The organism is Burkholderia aenigmatica (assembly GCF_902499175.1).
Classification (GTDB): Bacteria; Pseudomonadota; Gammaproteobacteria; order Burkholderiales; family Burkholderiaceae; genus Burkholderia; species Burkholderia aenigmatica.
The window spans coordinates 75,659-90,198 of the sequence record NZ_CABVQC010000034.1 but is presented as its reverse complement, the minus strand read 5'-3'; the positions used below and the strand labels follow the sequence as shown (position 1 = coordinate 90,198).

The window sequence follows — 14,540 nt, the reverse complement described above, 5'->3', positions numbered from 1 at the left end:
TGACAGGAATATGAATTGCTTCATAAACCTGACTTACTTTAGTGTGAGACTCTTGATACTTTCGCTATCTGATCCGAAGATCAGCTCGCTTCCATCAAGCGCCCACACTTATCGGCTGTTAATTTTTAAAGAGCATTTCTGCGAGGAACTTCGTGTTTCTCAGCAGCGCTGCGTTTTCAGCAGCAGAGAAGCGAGATTATGAACCGTGTTTCGCATTTCGTCAACAACTTTTTTCACTACATCGTTGCGACCGCGGGGTTCAACTTCCAGGCCAGTGGCGCGCTCCAGACTGCAGCACACCGCCAACCTTGCTTCCCTCTTCCGCGCCGTGTTTCCGTTAGCGCGAAAGAGGCGTGATTCTAAGCACCCGCCCCCAACTACGCAAGCCCCTTTGTGAAAATATTTTGAAAAAGCCCCCGTGCGCTACCGCGCACGGGGGCTTGCGGCTCGACCGGCCGCATGACGCCGCCGACCTCCCTGCCGCCGGCAATACTTCACTCTATATATAGAGGGGCATCACTTGCCGCCCACTGCAGCCTGCAGTTGCTCGACCGGCACTGCGTCGGCCATCGCCGTGTAGCCGGCGTCGCTCGGATGAATGCCGTCGCCGCTGTCGTAGCGACGCTGCAGCACGCTCGGGCGCGCCGGATCGCGCAGCACCGCATCGAAGTCGACCACACCGTCGAACCCGCTACCGCTTCGGATCCACCGGTTCACCTCGAGGCGGATCGCCTCGCGCCCCGCCGGCAGCCCGGCCGGCGTCAGCGTCGCGCCGAAGACCTTCACGCCCTGACGGTGCGCCGCGTCGATCAGCCGGCGGTAGCCGTCGATCAGCGATGCGGCCGTGACCTGCGTATGCGGGTGGTCGCAATCGAGCCCCGCGCGCGGCGGCATCACCGCGAAGTTGATGTCGTTGATCCCGATCAGCACGATCGCCGCCTTCACACCTGCCCGCGACAGTGCATCGCGCTCGAAACGCGACGCCAGCGACGTGCCGTAGCACGCCGAGTCGCTGAGCAGCCGGTTCCCGCTGATACCAAGATTCGCGACGCCGATCGACTCCACGCCGGAGGCGGTCAGCCGATGCGCAAGCGCATCCGGCCAGCGGCGATTGCGGTTCACGCTCGAGCGCAGCCCATCAGTGATCGAATCGCCGATCGCGGCTACGCTGGCGCGTGCGGAACCGGTCTCGACTGCGAGCTCGGTCACCCACGCATATTGGGTAAAACGGGTGCGGAACGCGGCGGCGCCCGGATCACTCACGTGATCGCCCGGTACGGACACGTAGTTGAACTGGTTCGACACGCGGTGCCAGACCGTCATCCGCTGGTTCGGCCCCATCTGGAGACTGATCGCATACTGGCGCCCGGCCGCCACGTCGATCGCCACCGGATCGCTTTCGAGTTCCTGGCCCGGCGCAAGCGTCACCGACGCCTTGCCGCCGAACCGGACCGGCACCGCCGCACCGCCGGCGAGTGCCGCCCCTTCACCGGCGCGCGCGAGGCTCGCCGCCTCGACGACCAGCGGCGCACGACCGTATGCATTGCTGACGCGGATCCGCGCGGCGCGCCCCGACACCGTCGGATAGACGATCTGGCGCACGGCGCGTCCGGCCACGTCGGGCGCGCGATAGAGCGGCGGCGGTGCGGCAAGGTCGGGAATCGGCTGCAGTGCAGTCGCCCACGCGGCAACCCATCCGGCCGGCGCGGCCGAAGCCGACGCCACGAGCGGCGAGACAAAGACAGCCGCGCCCAACACGGCCGCGGCGATACTGCTTCGGAATGACATCGGCAAAATCCTCGTCGGAAAGCGGGCATTGTGCCGCAGAAGACGCGGCCCCACGTGTTGGCCACCCTCACGTCGCCCGATCGCGCCCCAACGTCCCTCGTTTACCCGAGTCTCGCCGCAAATCCGCAAGAAATTTATTAACCGACCGGTCGGTTGGTTTATACTTCGCACACATTCAACCGGACGAGAGCCTCGCCATGTACACGCAATCCCTCGACATCCCCGGCAACGTCGCGCCGCTCGACGCCGCAGCCGAGTCGCCCGAGCAGGCGCGGTTCGATGCGGTCATGGCCGCCGACGGCAAGATCGAGCCGCAGGACTGGATGCCCGATGCCTATCGCAAGACGCTGGTTCGCCAGATCTCGCAGCACGCGCACTCGGAAGTCGTCGGCATGCTGCCCGAAGGCAACTGGATCTCGCGCGCGCCGAGCCTGAAGCGCAAGGCGATCCTGCTCGCGAAGGTCCAGGACGAAGCCGGCCACGGTCTCTATCTTTATAGCGCGGCCGAAACGCTCGGCGTATCGCGCGATTCGCTGATCGACGCGCTGCTCGCCGGCAAGGCGAAATACTCGAGCATCTTCAACTACCCGACGCCGACCTGGGCCGACGTCGGCGTGATCGGCTGGCTCGTCGACGGCGCCGCGATCATGAACCAGATCCCGCTGTGCCGCTGCACGTACGGCCCGTACGCGCGCGCAATGATCCGCGTCTGCAAGGAAGAATCGTTCCACCAGCGCCAGGGTTTCGACGCGCTGCTGTCGATGATGAAGGGCAGCGATGCGCAACGCGCGATGGTCCAGCAGGCCGTGAACCGCTGGTGGTGGCCCGTGCTGATGATGTTCGGCCCGAGCGACGCCGATTCGGTCCACAGCAGCCAGTCCGCGAAATGGGGCATCAAGCGGATCTCGAACGACGACCTGCGGCAGAAGTTCGTCGACGCGACGGTCGACCAGGCGAAGGTGCTCGGCGTGACGTTGCCTGACCCGGACCTGAAGTGGAACGAGGCGCGCGGCCACCACGACTACGGCACGATCGACTGGGACGAATTCTGGCGCGTGGTCAACGGCGACGGCCCGTGCAACAAGGAACGCCTCGCGACCCGCGTGAAAGCGCACCAGGACGGCGCGTGGGTGCGCGAAGCCGCACTCGCCCACGAAGCCAAGCGCCGCGCGCGCGCCGAACAGCACGCCGCCTGAGCGGCGGCACACCATCGAATTCAGGATTCAGGAGAAAGTGATGAACAAGGAATGGCCGATCTGGGAAGTGTTCGTACGCAGCAAGCAGGGGCTCGACCACAAGCATTGCGGCAGCCTGCACGCCGCCGACGCGTCGATGGCGCTGCGCATGGCGCGCGACGTCTACACGCGCCGCCAGGAAGGCGTGAGCATCTGGGTGGTGCCGTCGTCGGCGATCACCGCGTCGGATCCGAACGAGAAGGCCGAGCTGTTCGAGCCGGCGGGCGACAAGATCTACCGTCACCCGACGTTCTACACGCTGCCCGACGAAGTCAACCACATGTAACGCCCGCGCCATGACGATCACGCCCGAACACCTCTCCTACGTGCTGCGCCTCGCGGACAACACGCTGATCCTCGGTCAGCGCAACGCCGAATGGTGCGGCCACGGCCCGATCCTCGAGGAAGACATCGCGCTCACCAACATGAGCCTCGACCTCATCGGCCAAGCGCGCATGCTGTATACGCATGCGGCCGAACTCGAGCGCCAGCTCACCGGCGCGACGAAGACCGAGGACGACTATGCGTACTTCCGCGCCGAGCGCGAGTTCGCGAACTTCACGCTCGCCGAGCTGCCGCACTACGGCCCGATCGCCGGTACCGCACACGCCGACAAGGACTACGCGGTCACGATCGTGCGCAACTTCCTGTACTCGGCGCTGATGCTGCACGTGTGGAGCGCACTGGAAACGTCGACCGACACGCAGCTCGCCGCGATCGCCGCGAAATCGGTGAAGGAAACCCGCTATCACGTGCAGCACGCACGCGAGTGGCTGGTTCGCCTCGGTGACGGCACCGACGAATCGCACCGTCGTGCGCAGGACGCGCTCGACTACCTGACGCCGTACACGCGCGAATGCTTCGCCGCCGATACGATCGACGATGCGGTCGCCGCCGCGGGCATCGCCCCCGCGCCGGCCGCGCTCGAAGCGGCATGGCGCGCGGACGTCGACGACGCGCTCGCGGAGGCGACGCTCACGCTGCCGGCACCCGTGCAGCACGTGACGACCGGCAAGCAGGGCGAGCACTCGGAACACATGGGCTACCTGCTCGCCGAAATGCAGAGCCTCGCGCGCCAGCATCCCGGCGCGAGCTGGTAACCAGCCGCCCCAACGGAGCCCGACGATGTCCGTCCAGACCGCCCCCGCTCACGCCGTGCCTGCCGCGCGCCACGCCGACCCGCTGCTCGCCCGTGCATGGGACGTGCTCGAAGCCGTGCCCGACCCCGAGATCCCGGTCGTGTCGATCCGCGAGCTCGGCATCCTGCGCGACGTCCGCCGCGCGGACGACGGCCAGCTCGAAGTCGTGATCACGCCGACCTACTCGGGCTGCCCGGCCATGTCGCAGATCGCGGAGGACATCGCCGCCGCGCTGCAGGCCGCCGGCCTGCCGCCGCACCGGATCGAGACGGTGCTCGCGCCCGCCTGGACGACCGACTGGATTACGCAGGAAGCGCGCGACAAGCTGCGCGCGTACGGCATCGCGCCGCCGGTCGGCCAGTGCGGCACCGCCGCGCCGCGGGAGAACGTCGTGCGTTTCGTGCCGCGGCCCGTCGCTGCGCCCGCGTGCCCGCGCTGCGGCTCCGCCCGTACCGAGCGTCTCGCGCAATTCGCGTCCACGGCCTGCAAGGCGCTGTATCGCTGCGTCGACTGCCGCGAACCCTTCGACTACTTCAAACCCTATTAATCGATATGGCGACCCCGCAATTTCATCCGCTGCGTATCCGCGACGTGCGGCCCGAGACCGCCGACGCCGTGACCGTCTCCTTCGACGTGCCGCCCGAGCTGCGCGACGCGTACCGCTTCACGCAGGGCCAGTTCGTCACGCTGAAGACCCACATCGACGGCGAGGAAACGCGCCGCTCGTATTCGATCTGTGTCGGCACGACGGACTACGACCGTGACGGCGAACTGCGCATCGGCATCAAGCGCGTGCGCGGCGGGCGCTTCTCGAACTTCGCGTTCGACTCGCTCAAGCCGGGCCACACGATCGACGTGATGACGCCGGACGGCCGGTTCTTCACGCACCTGAACGCCGATCACGGCAAGCAGTACGTCGCGTTTTCCGGCGGCTCCGGGATCACGCCGGTGCTCGCGATCGTGAAAACGACGCTCGAACTGGAGCCGCGCAGCACGTTCACGCTGATCTACGGCAACCGCAGCGTCGACGCGATCATGTTCGCGGAGGAGCTCGAGGACCTGAAGAACCGCTACATGAACCGCTTCGTCCTCTATCACGTGCTGTCGGACGACCAGCAGGACGTCGAGCTGTTCAACGGCGTGCTCGACCAGGCGAAATGCGCGGAATTCCTCGGCACGCTGACACCGGCCGACGCGATCGACGAGGCGTTCATCTGCGGCCCCGCGCCGATGATGGATGCGGCCGAAGCCGCGCTGAAGGCGGCCGGCGTGCCGCAGGCGAAGGTGCATGTCGAGCGCTTCGGCACGCCGCTGCCGCAGGCCGGCGCCCCGATCGTCGAAATCACCGACCAGACGCCGGCGGCCGACCTGGAAATCGTGCTCGACGGCAAGAAGCGCAAGCTGCGGCTGCCGTACGAAGGCGTGAGCCTGCTCGATATCGGCCTGCGCGCGGGCCTCGCGCTGCCGTACGCATGCAAGGGCGGGGTGTGCTGCACGTGCCGGGCGAAGGTGCTCGAAGGCGAGGTTCGGATGGAGAAGAACTACACGCTCGAGGAGCATGAAGTGAAGGATGGTTTCGTGCTCACGTGCCAGTGCCACCCGATCAGCGACAAGGTCGTCGTGAGCTTCGACGAGCGTTGAGCGACGTCGCGTCGCGGCGCCTGACGGTTTCTCGCCGTCACACATCTCGCTTACACTAGGGGCCGCCGGCCGGCTGGACATCGCAACGTCCGCCCGGCCGGCGGTTTTCTTTTGTTGACGACAGGCCGATGAGTACCATTCATGTGATTCAGGGCGGCACCGCCGCCGAGTCGCTGCGCGAGGCACTCGCGCAAGCCGGACGCGACGAGCTCGTCGTCGGATTGCTCGACGACCTCGGCGTCGGGCCGCTCAAGGGCGCCGACGAGGCACCCGACACGCGCGCCGTCTTCTGGCAGCGCGTGCTCGGCGACCGGATTCCCGACTGGAACGCAGAGATCGAAAGCGAGTTCGCACGCCTCGACCAGCTCGCTATGGATACGGGCCAGGTCGTCGTGTGGCACGCGCCGAGTGTCGGCGACAAGCTGCTGCTGCGCCGCGTCGCCTATCACCTGCGCAACGTCCCGCAACGCCTGAACGAAGTACGGCTGTCGGCCGCCGATCTCGACACCGCGCAGCGCGCGTCGCTGTCACGCACCGACCAGGCATGCGCGACCGGCATGTTCTCGCCCGCGGAACTGGCACGCAAGCGGCCGGTCGCCGCGCCGATCTCGGTACTGCGCATCGGCCGCCTCGCGCTCGAATGGCAGGAGGCGAAGCACCTGAACGCCGAGCTGCGCTACTGGGTCAGCAACACGATCAAGAGCGGCCACTATGCGGATCTCGACGCGCTGATCGTCGCGCGCGCGGAAGCCGACTGGCTGCCCGCGGGGCGCCTCGTCGGCAGCATCATGGCCGACGCCGACCGCGGCGGGCTGTTCGTCAGCGACTCGATCGCCTGGTGGCGCTGCCGCGAGCTCGCGGCAGCCGGCCGACTCGAGCTGCAGGACGACGCGCCCGACGCCCTCTCTTCTACGCAGGTGCGCGCGGCCCGCGCGGCCACCCCGCACCGCTAATCTTCCGTATTCGACCATGGCCCGTACCCGAGCGCCCGACCACGAATCCCAGCGCGAGCAGATCCTCGATCTGGCCGCCGAGAAATTCGCTCAGACGAGCTACCCGAGCACGTCGATGTCCGATCTCGCGACCGCGAGCGGCACGTCGAAGGCACGCCTCTATCACTATTACGAGAGCAAGGAAGCGATCCTGTTCGACCTGCTCGACCGCTACACGAAACGGCTGATGCTGATCATCGCCGAGGTCGAAGGGGCGAGCCAGCGGCGCGGCCTCAGCGAGCGCGATGCGTTCGCGGAGCTCGTGCGCGCGTTCCTCGGCGAGTACGAGACATCGCACAGCCGCCACGTCGCGCTGCTCAACGACGTGAAGTATCTCGAGGACGCGCAGCGCGAAATCGTGCTCGACCGCCAGCGCGACATCGTCGCGGCGTTCACGCGGCAGCTCGCACGTGCGTACCCGGACCGCATCTCGAAGGAAAACCAGACGTCCGTGACGATGATGGTGTTCGGGATGATCAACTGGACGTTCACCTGGCTGAAGCCCGGCGGCCGCCTCGGCTACCGCGACTTCGCCGAGCAGGTGATCGACCTGATCGAACGCGGGCTGTCGACGGCCGCCTGATTGCCGCGCAGCAGCAAACGTTGCGCGACGGGCACACTGCGACCGCCCGCCGCGCATTTCATATGACGAATTTTAAACTCATTAAAAATCAAATAGATAGACAATTAACTAAGCAGATTTAGAATTCATCCTCCAGCTTAAACATCGTTAAATACGGGTTTTCCCCAATCCGGGGGCTGACGGTCGGGTAAAATGCTGTTGCATTGCACAACCCGCTGTACGGTCACACATTGAGGAACCCACGATGAACACGCAATTCAACGGCACTGCCGATGTCGTCGGCAACGCCGGTAGTGCGCCGGTTCTCGTCAGGGAACTGGCTTCCAAAGACCGTGAGCAAATGCTCACCCACTTTCTCTCGCTCGACGAAGAGGACCGCCTGCTGCGCTTCGGCCAGATGGTGCCCGACCACGTGATCGAGAACTATGTCCGCACGATCGACTTCGGCCGCGACACCGTGTTCGGCGTGTTCGACCACGACCTCGAACTGATCGGCGTCGGCCACCTGGCCTACCTGCCGGCCGAGGGCGACAAGCGCACGGCCGAATTCGGCGTGTCGGTGCTCGAAAGCGCACGCGGCCGCGGCGTCGGCTCGAAGCTGTTCGAGCGCGCGGCGATCCGCAGCCGCAACACGCACGTGACGATGCTGTACATGCACTGCCTGTCGCGTAACGCGACGATGATGCACATCGCGAAGAAATCCGGGATGCGGATCGAGTATGCGTACGGCGAAGCCGATGCGTACCTGTCGCTGCCGCCGGCCGACCACTCGACGATCATCGCCGAGATGCTGCAGGAGCAGGCCGCGGTGTTCGACTACGCGATGAAGCGCCAGGCGCGCCGCACCACAAAGTTCATCGAATCGCTGATGCCCGCCGCGCTGACGGCGTAACTTCAGCCAGCCGGGCCGCGCCTGCCGCGCGCCCGGCCTCCCCCTTCCCCGCCGCGCACTAGCGCACCGAACGAATCGGCAACGCCGTCGTTTCCTTGAAGCATTCGAGCGAAAAGCTCGTCTTCACGTCGATCACCGACGGGTGATGCAGCAAATGCTCCTGCACGAAGCGGGAGAAATGCGCCATGTCCTCGACCTGCACACGCAGCAGGTAATCCATATCCCCCGTCATCGCGTGGCACGCGACCACTTCCGGCCAGGTCTGCACGGCCGCGCGAAACAGCTCCGCATGGGTCGCGCCCGCGCGCGCCGACGTTTCGTCGGCCCGGACCGGCGCCAGGCCGCCGCGCTTCTCGAGCCGTACGCTCACGTACGCGAGCAGGTCGAGCCCGAGCTTCTGCGGATTCAGCAGCGCGACATAGCCGGTAATCACGCCGATCTCCTCGAGCCGCCGGATCCGCCGCAGACACGGACTCGGCGACAGGTTCACGCGCTCGGCGATCTCCTGATTCGACAGGCGCCCGTTCTCCTGAAGAATCGCGAGAATCCGCCGGTCGATGGCATCCAATTCGGCTTGCGCCATCTTCTGCCCTCCAATGAATGGTTTGAGACTGGAAATTGCGCCATCGTAAGTTCGGGCAATTAAGTTCGCAAGTTTACGCTCGCGGCTGCCCGCTACACTCTGTCGCACGTACCGAGTCGTCGCGCACGCCGCCGCGTGTGCCACGTTCGACATCGAACCACGCCGGGTATGCGCACACCGCCCCGGCCGATCGCCCCCACAGGAGACACGCCATGCAGATCCCGAACTGGGACAACCCCGTCGGCACCGACGGCTTCGAATTCATCGAATACACGGCACCGGACCCGAAAGCGCTCGGACAACTGTTCGAACGGATGGGTTTCACCGCGATCGCGCGCCACCGCCACAAGGACGTGACGGTGTACCGCCAGGGCGACATCAACTTCATCATCAACGCCGAACCCGATTCGTTCGCGCAACGCTTCGCACGCCTGCATGGCCCGTCGATCTGCGCAATCGCGTTCCGCGTGCAGGACGCCTCGAAGGCGTACAAGCACGCGCTGGAACTCGGCGCCTGGGGCTTCGACAACAAGACGGGCCCGATGGAGCTGAATATCCCGGCGATCAAGGGCATCGGCGATTCGCTGATCTACTTCGTCGACCGCTGGCGCGGCAAGAACGGCGCGCAGCCGGGCGCAATCGGCGACATCAGCATCTACGACGTCGATTTCGAGCCGATCGCCGGCGCGACCCCGAACCCGGTCGGCCACGGCCTCACCTATATCGACCACCTGACGCACAACGTGCATCGCGGCCGCATGCAGGAATGGGCCGAGTTCTACGAGCGCCTGTTCAACTTCCGCGAAGTGCGCTACTTCGACATCGAAGGCAAGGTGACGGGCGTGAAGTCGAAGGCGATGACGTCGCCGTGCGGCAAGATCCGCATCCCGATCAACGAGGAAGGCTCGGATACGGCCGGCCAGATCCAGGAATACCTCGACGCGTACCACGGCGAAGGCATCCAGCACATCGCGCTCGGCGCGAGCGACATCTACCAGGCGGTCGACGGCCTGCGCAGCAAGGAAGTGAAGCTGCTCGACACGATCGACACGTATTACGAACTGGTCGATCGCCGCGTACCGGACCACGGCGAATCGCTGGAAGAACTGAAGAAGCGCAAGATCCTGATCGACGGCGCGCGCGACGACCTGCTGCTGCAGATCTTCACCGAGAACCAGATCGGGCCGATCTTCTTCGAGATCATTCAGCGCAAGGGCAACCAGGGCTTCGGCGAAGGCAACTTCAAGGCGCTGTTCGAATCGATCGAACTCGACCAGATCCGTCGCGGCGTCGTGCAGGACAAGGCCTGACGCATCCGGCGGGCGGCTGCCCGGGGCAACCCGGCAGCCCGCACGATCCGGCGGCACAAAGAAAAAGGGCGGGAATCCTTGGATTCCCGCCCTTTTTGCATTCCGGCGCGGCCCGCAGGCCGCGCGACCGGATCAACGCGCGTTCGCCTTCGACGCGACGGCGCGCTCGGCCGACGGCTGCGCGACGGCGTCCTGGGCCGGCACGATCTGCTGCATCTGCGCGCCGGCTGCCGCCAGTGCGCTCGCGCCTCGCGCGTGCACCGGGCCCGTCATCGAGAAAAACGCGGCGGACACGATCAGGAAACTCTGGATATGACGTGTGTTCATTGCACCTCCTGTAAAACTGCCGGCGCCTCCCCGATTGCGTGGAAACAAGCCAACGCGACCGGGCACCTCCGGCAGGCCGACAAGATTAACGGCATTTGCCCGCAGATGAACCCGGCTTTACATGCTTTTACATGATGTAACGCATGGTTCCACCCTGTTTTTCTGATGCGCCGCCGCAATTCCCCCGCGTTCCAACCGATGGGCGGCGGGTTTGCCCCAGTGCTACCATCGCTTAAAACCGGCCAATATGCCGGCCACTGCCGACGCGTCCACAAGATGCCCGAAGCAGTCGAGTTTTGGTGATCCCAAACTGGGTGGAGGAGACTGTTAATGAATGCCCCGCTAGACGCAGGCCAACGCGCGTCCCTGGAAGCCGCGCTGAAGTCCGTCACGCTTGATGACAAATACACACTGGAACGCGGTCGCGCGTACATGAGCGGCATCCAGGCCCTCGTGCGCCTGCCGATGCTCCAGCAGGAACGCGACCGTGCCGCCGGTCTCAATACCGCCGGTTTCATCTCCGGCTATCGCGGTTCGCCGCTCGGCGGCCTCGATCTGTCGCTCTGGAAAGCCAAGCAGCACCTGGCAGCCCACCAGATCGTCTTCCAGCCCGGCCTCAACGAAGATCTCGCCGCCACCGCCGTGTGGGGCTCGCAGCAAGTCAACCTGTACCCCGGCGCGAAGCACGACGGCGTGTTCGGCATGTGGTACGGCAAGGGCCCGGGCGTCGACCGTACGGGCGACGTATTCAAGCACGCGAACTCGGCCGGCTCGTCGCAGCACGGCGGCGTGCTGGTGCTCGCCGGTGACGACCACGCAGCGAAATCGTCGACGCTCGCGCACCAGTCCGAACACATCTTCAAGGCCTGCGGGCTGCCGGTGCTGTTCCCGTCCAACGTGCAGGAATATCTCGATTTCGGCCTGCACGGCTGGGCAATGAGCCGCTACTCGGGCCTGTGGGTCGCGCTCAAGTGCGTGACGGACGTGGTCGAATCGTCGGCATCGGTCGACATCGACCCGCATCGTACCGAGATCGTGCTGCCGACCGACTTCATCCTGCCGGACGGCGGGCTGAACATCCGCTGGCCCGACCCGCCGCTCGTGCAGGAAGCACGGCTGCTCGACTACAAGTGGTACGCGGCGCTCGCCTATGTGCGCGCGAACAAGCTCGACCGCATCGAGATCGATTCGCCGCACGCGCGCTTCGGGATCATGACCGGCGGCAAGGCGTACCTCGACGTACGCCAGGCGCTGACCGACCTCGGCCTCGACGATGAAACCTGCGCGCGGATCGGCATCCGGCTCTACAAGGTCGGCTGCGTGTGGCCGCTCGAAGCGCAGGGCGCGCAGGCGTTCGCGCGCGGCCTCGACGAAATCCTGGTGGTCGAGGAAAAGCGCCAGATCCTCGAATACGCGATCAAGGAAGAGCTGTACAACTGGCCCGACGGCCAGCGGCCGCGCGTATTCGGCAAGTTCGACGAAAAGGACGGCGCCGGCGGCGAATGGTCGGTGCCGATGGGCAACTGGCTGCTGCCCGCGCACTACGAGCTGTCGCCCGCGATCATCGCGAAGGCGATCGCGACGCGCCTCGAGAAGTTCGAGCTGCCGTCCGACGTGCGCGCACGCATCGCCGCGCGGCTCGCCGTGATCACCGCGAAGGAAATGGCGCTCGCGAAGCCGCACGTGCAGACCGAGCGCAAGCCGTGGTTCTGCTCGGGCTGCCCGCACAACACGTCGACCAACGTGCCGGAAGGCTCGCGCGCGATCGCCGGCATCGGCTGCCACTACATGACCGTGTGGATGGACCGCAGCACGAGCACCTTCAGCCAGATGGGCGGCGAAGGCGTGCCGTGGATCGGCCAGGCGCCGTTCACGGACGAGAAGCACGTGTTCGCGAACCTCGGCGACGGCACCTATTTCCACTCGGGCCTGCTGGCGGTGCGCGCGGCGATCTCGTCGAAGGCGAACATCACCTACAAGATCCTCTACAACGACGCCGTCGCGATGACGGGCGGCCAGCCGGTCGACGGCGTGCTGACGGTGCCGCAGATCACGCACCAGCTCGCGTCGGAAGGCGCGAAGAAGATCGTGATCGTCACCGACGAGCCGGAGAAGTACGACAGCCAGAAGACGCTGCTCGCGCCGGGCGTGACGATCCATCACCGCGACCAGCTCGACGACGTGCAGCGCGAGCTGCGCGAGATCGAAGGCACGACGATCCTGATCTACGACCAGACCTGCGCGACCGAGAAACGCCGCCGCCGCAAACGCGGCACGTATCCGGATCCGGCCAAGCGCGTCGTGATCAACGACGCGGTGTGCGAAGGCTGCGGCGACTGCTCGGTGCAGTCGAACTGCCTGTCGGTCGAACCGCTGGAAACCGAATTCGGCACGAAGCGCCAGATCAACCAGTCGAGCTGCAACAAGGACTTCTCGTGCGTGAAGGGCTTCTGCCCGAGCTTTGTCACGGTCGAGGGCGGTCAGTTGAAGAAGCCGAAGGCCGTGTCGGTCGACGGCAACGCACTGCCGCCGATCCCTGAACCGACGCTGCCGGACATCGACCGTGCATACGGCGTGCTCGTCACGGGCGTTGGCGGTACGGGCGTCGTCACGATCGGCGCGCTGCTCGGGATGGCCGCGCACCTCGAGAACAAGGGCGTGACCGTGCTCGACGTCACCGGCCTCGCGCAGAAGGGCGGCGCCGTGATGAGCCACGTGCAGATCTCGCACGCGCCGACCGACATCCACGCAACCCGGATCGCGATGGGCGAAGCCGACCTCGTGATCGGCTGCGACGCGATCGTCACGGCCGGCGACGAGTGCACGTCGCGGATGCGGCACGACACGACGCGCGTGGTCGTCAACAGCGCGCAGACGCCGACCGCCGAGTTCATCAAGAACCCGAACTGGGCGTTCCCGGGCCTGTCCGCCGAAAACGACATCCGCGCAGCAGCCGGCGAAGCCGTCGATTTCATCGACGCGAACCGCTTCGCGGTCGCGCTGCTCGGCGACGCGATCTACACGAACCCGTTCGTGCTCGGCTACGCGTGGCAGAAAGGCTGGCTGCCGCTCACGCTCGCGTCGCTCGTCCGCGCGATCGAGCTGAATGCGGTATCGGTCGAGAAGAACCGTGCGGCCTTCGACTGGGGCCGCCGCGCCGCGCACGACCTGGCGAGCGTGAAGCAGGCCGCGGCCGGCGACGCGCGCCCCGCGCAAGGCGCCACGGTGATCGCGCTGCACACGAAGAAGGCGGTCGATGCCCTGATCGCGAAGCGTGTGGAATTCCTCACCGCGTACCAGAATGCCGCGTACGCATCGCGCTATGCGGCATTCGTCGACAAGGTGCGCGCGGCCGAGCGCGCACTGGCAGACGGCGACACGGTGCAGGAGCAGTTGACCGAAGCGGTCGCGCGCAACCTGTTCAAGCTGATGGCGTACAAGGACGAATACGAGGTCGCACGGCTGCAGTCCGACCCGGCGTTCCTCGCGCGCCTGACTGCGCAGTTCGAAGGCGACTGGAAGCTGAAATTCCACCTCGCGCCGCCGCTGTTCGCAAAGACGGATGCACACGGCCATCTCGTGAAGAAGGCGTACGGCCCGTGGATGATGTCGGCGTTCCGGCTGCTCGCGAAGGCGAAGTTCCTGCGCGGCACGGGGCTCGACCCGTTCGGCCGTACCGACGAGCGTCGCACCGAACGCGCGCTGATCGGCGAGTACGAAGCGCTGATCGGCGAGGTGCTCGGAAAGCTGAACGCGGCCAACCGCCCGCTCGCCCTCGAGCTCGCGGCGCTGCCGGACGGCATTCGCGGCTATGGCCACGTGAAGGAGAACAACCTGCGCGCGGTACGCCAGAAGTGGAACACGCTGCTCGCGAAGTGGCGTGCGCCGGCCGGCGGCCAGTCGCACCAGCAGGTCGCGTAACGGCACGCGGCGGGCATTCGCGGTCCGGATGCCCGCCGGCGAGCGGCTACCGGCTCGCGTCACAATAAAAAAACGCCACGGAACGCAGGTTCCGTGGCGTTTTTCATTGCGCCGCGCGTGAAGCGCGGC

13 protein-coding genes are annotated in these 14,540 nt (G+C 66.0%); 10 read left to right on the top strand and 3 right to left on the bottom strand.

Going from position 1 to position 14,540, the window contains the following annotated elements:
* Nucleotides 1–516: 516 nt before the first annotated feature.
* Complete coding sequence (locus BDO18943_RS23730) at nt 517–1,788, bottom strand: SGNH/GDSL hydrolase family protein (RefSeq protein ID WP_175024264.1); 1,272 nt, start codon at nt 1,786–1,788, stop codon at nt 517–519.
* Nucleotides 1,789–1,985: 197 nt separating this feature from the next.
* Between BDO18943_RS23730 and paaA the strand changes: the two genes are divergently transcribed.
* From paaA to BDO18943_RS23690, 8 genes are all read left to right on the top strand, one after another.
* A complete protein-coding gene (gene paaA, locus BDO18943_RS23725) occupies nt 1,986–2,984 on the top strand; it encodes a 1,2-phenylacetyl-CoA epoxidase subunit PaaA (RefSeq protein WP_175024263.1) in 999 nt (332 codons plus the stop codon).
* A gap of 40 nt (nt 2,985–3,024) precedes the next feature.
* Nucleotides 3,025–3,309 carry a 1,2-phenylacetyl-CoA epoxidase subunit PaaB gene (paaB, locus tag BDO18943_RS23720; protein WP_010092957.1) on the top strand — a complete coding sequence of 95 codons (285 nt, stop codon included), beginning with the start codon at nt 3,025–3,027 and terminating at the stop codon, nt 3,307–3,309.
* A 10-nt stretch (nt 3,310–3,319) separates the two neighbouring features.
* Nucleotides 3,320–4,123, top strand: a complete 804-nt coding sequence (paaC, locus tag BDO18943_RS23715; RefSeq protein ID WP_175024262.1) for a 1,2-phenylacetyl-CoA epoxidase subunit PaaC — start codon at nt 3,320–3,322, stop codon at nt 4,121–4,123.
* 25 nt (nt 4,124–4,148) lie between these two features.
* Nucleotides 4,149–4,709, top strand: coding sequence for a 1,2-phenylacetyl-CoA epoxidase subunit PaaD (gene paaD, locus BDO18943_RS23710; RefSeq protein ID WP_175024261.1), 561 nt, complete (start codon nt 4,149–4,151; stop codon nt 4,707–4,709).
* Between the two features lie 5 nt (nt 4,710–4,714).
* Nucleotides 4,715–5,803, top strand: a complete 1,089-nt coding sequence (paaE, locus tag BDO18943_RS23705; protein ID WP_175024260.1) for a 1,2-phenylacetyl-CoA epoxidase subunit PaaE — start codon at nt 4,715–4,717, stop codon at nt 5,801–5,803.
* Nucleotides 5,804–5,931: 128 nt separating this feature from the next.
* Nucleotides 5,932–6,756, top strand: a complete 825-nt coding sequence (locus tag BDO18943_RS23700) for a DUF1835 domain-containing protein (RefSeq protein WP_043191883.1) — start codon at nt 5,932–5,934, stop codon at nt 6,754–6,756.
* 16 nt (nt 6,757–6,772) lie between these two features.
* Nucleotides 6,773–7,378, top strand: a complete 606-nt coding sequence (locus BDO18943_RS23695; RefSeq protein WP_175024259.1) for a TetR/AcrR family transcriptional regulator — start codon at nt 6,773–6,775, stop codon at nt 7,376–7,378.
* 244 nt (nt 7,379–7,622) lie between these two features.
* Complete coding sequence (locus BDO18943_RS23690) at nt 7,623–8,270, top strand: GNAT family N-acetyltransferase (protein ID WP_164462503.1); 648 nt, start codon at nt 7,623–7,625, stop codon at nt 8,268–8,270.
* Between the two features lie 58 nt (nt 8,271–8,328).
* Here BDO18943_RS23690 and BDO18943_RS23685 read toward each other — a convergent pair whose 3' ends face one another.
* Nucleotides 8,329–8,853 carry an Lrp/AsnC family transcriptional regulator gene (locus BDO18943_RS23685; RefSeq protein ID WP_011350656.1) on the bottom strand — a complete coding sequence of 175 codons (525 nt, stop codon included), beginning with the start codon at nt 8,851–8,853 and terminating at the stop codon, nt 8,329–8,331.
* A gap of 212 nt (nt 8,854–9,065) precedes the next feature.
* Here BDO18943_RS23685 and hppD point away from each other — a divergent pair, with 212 nt between their 5' ends.
* The gene (gene hppD / locus BDO18943_RS23680; RefSeq protein ID WP_175024258.1) at nt 9,066–10,163 is read left to right on the top strand and encodes a 4-hydroxyphenylpyruvate dioxygenase; all 1,098 of its coding nucleotides are present in this window, start codon (nt 9,066–9,068) and stop codon (nt 10,161–10,163) included.
* Nucleotides 10,164–10,295: 132 nt separating this feature from the next.
* On the opposite strand, the gene BDO18943_RS23675 is transcribed toward hppD, so the two are convergent.
* Entirely contained in the window at nt 10,296–10,490 is a 195-nt protein-coding gene (locus BDO18943_RS23675; RefSeq protein WP_089449731.1) for a hypothetical protein, read from the bottom strand.
* A gap of 330 nt (nt 10,491–10,820) precedes the next feature.
* Here BDO18943_RS23675 and BDO18943_RS23670 point away from each other — a divergent pair, with 330 nt between their 5' ends.
* Complete coding sequence (locus BDO18943_RS23670; protein ID WP_175024257.1) at nt 10,821–14,411, top strand: indolepyruvate ferredoxin oxidoreductase family protein; 3,591 nt, start codon at nt 10,821–10,823, stop codon at nt 14,409–14,411.
* Nucleotides 14,412–14,540: the final 129 nt, after the last annotated feature.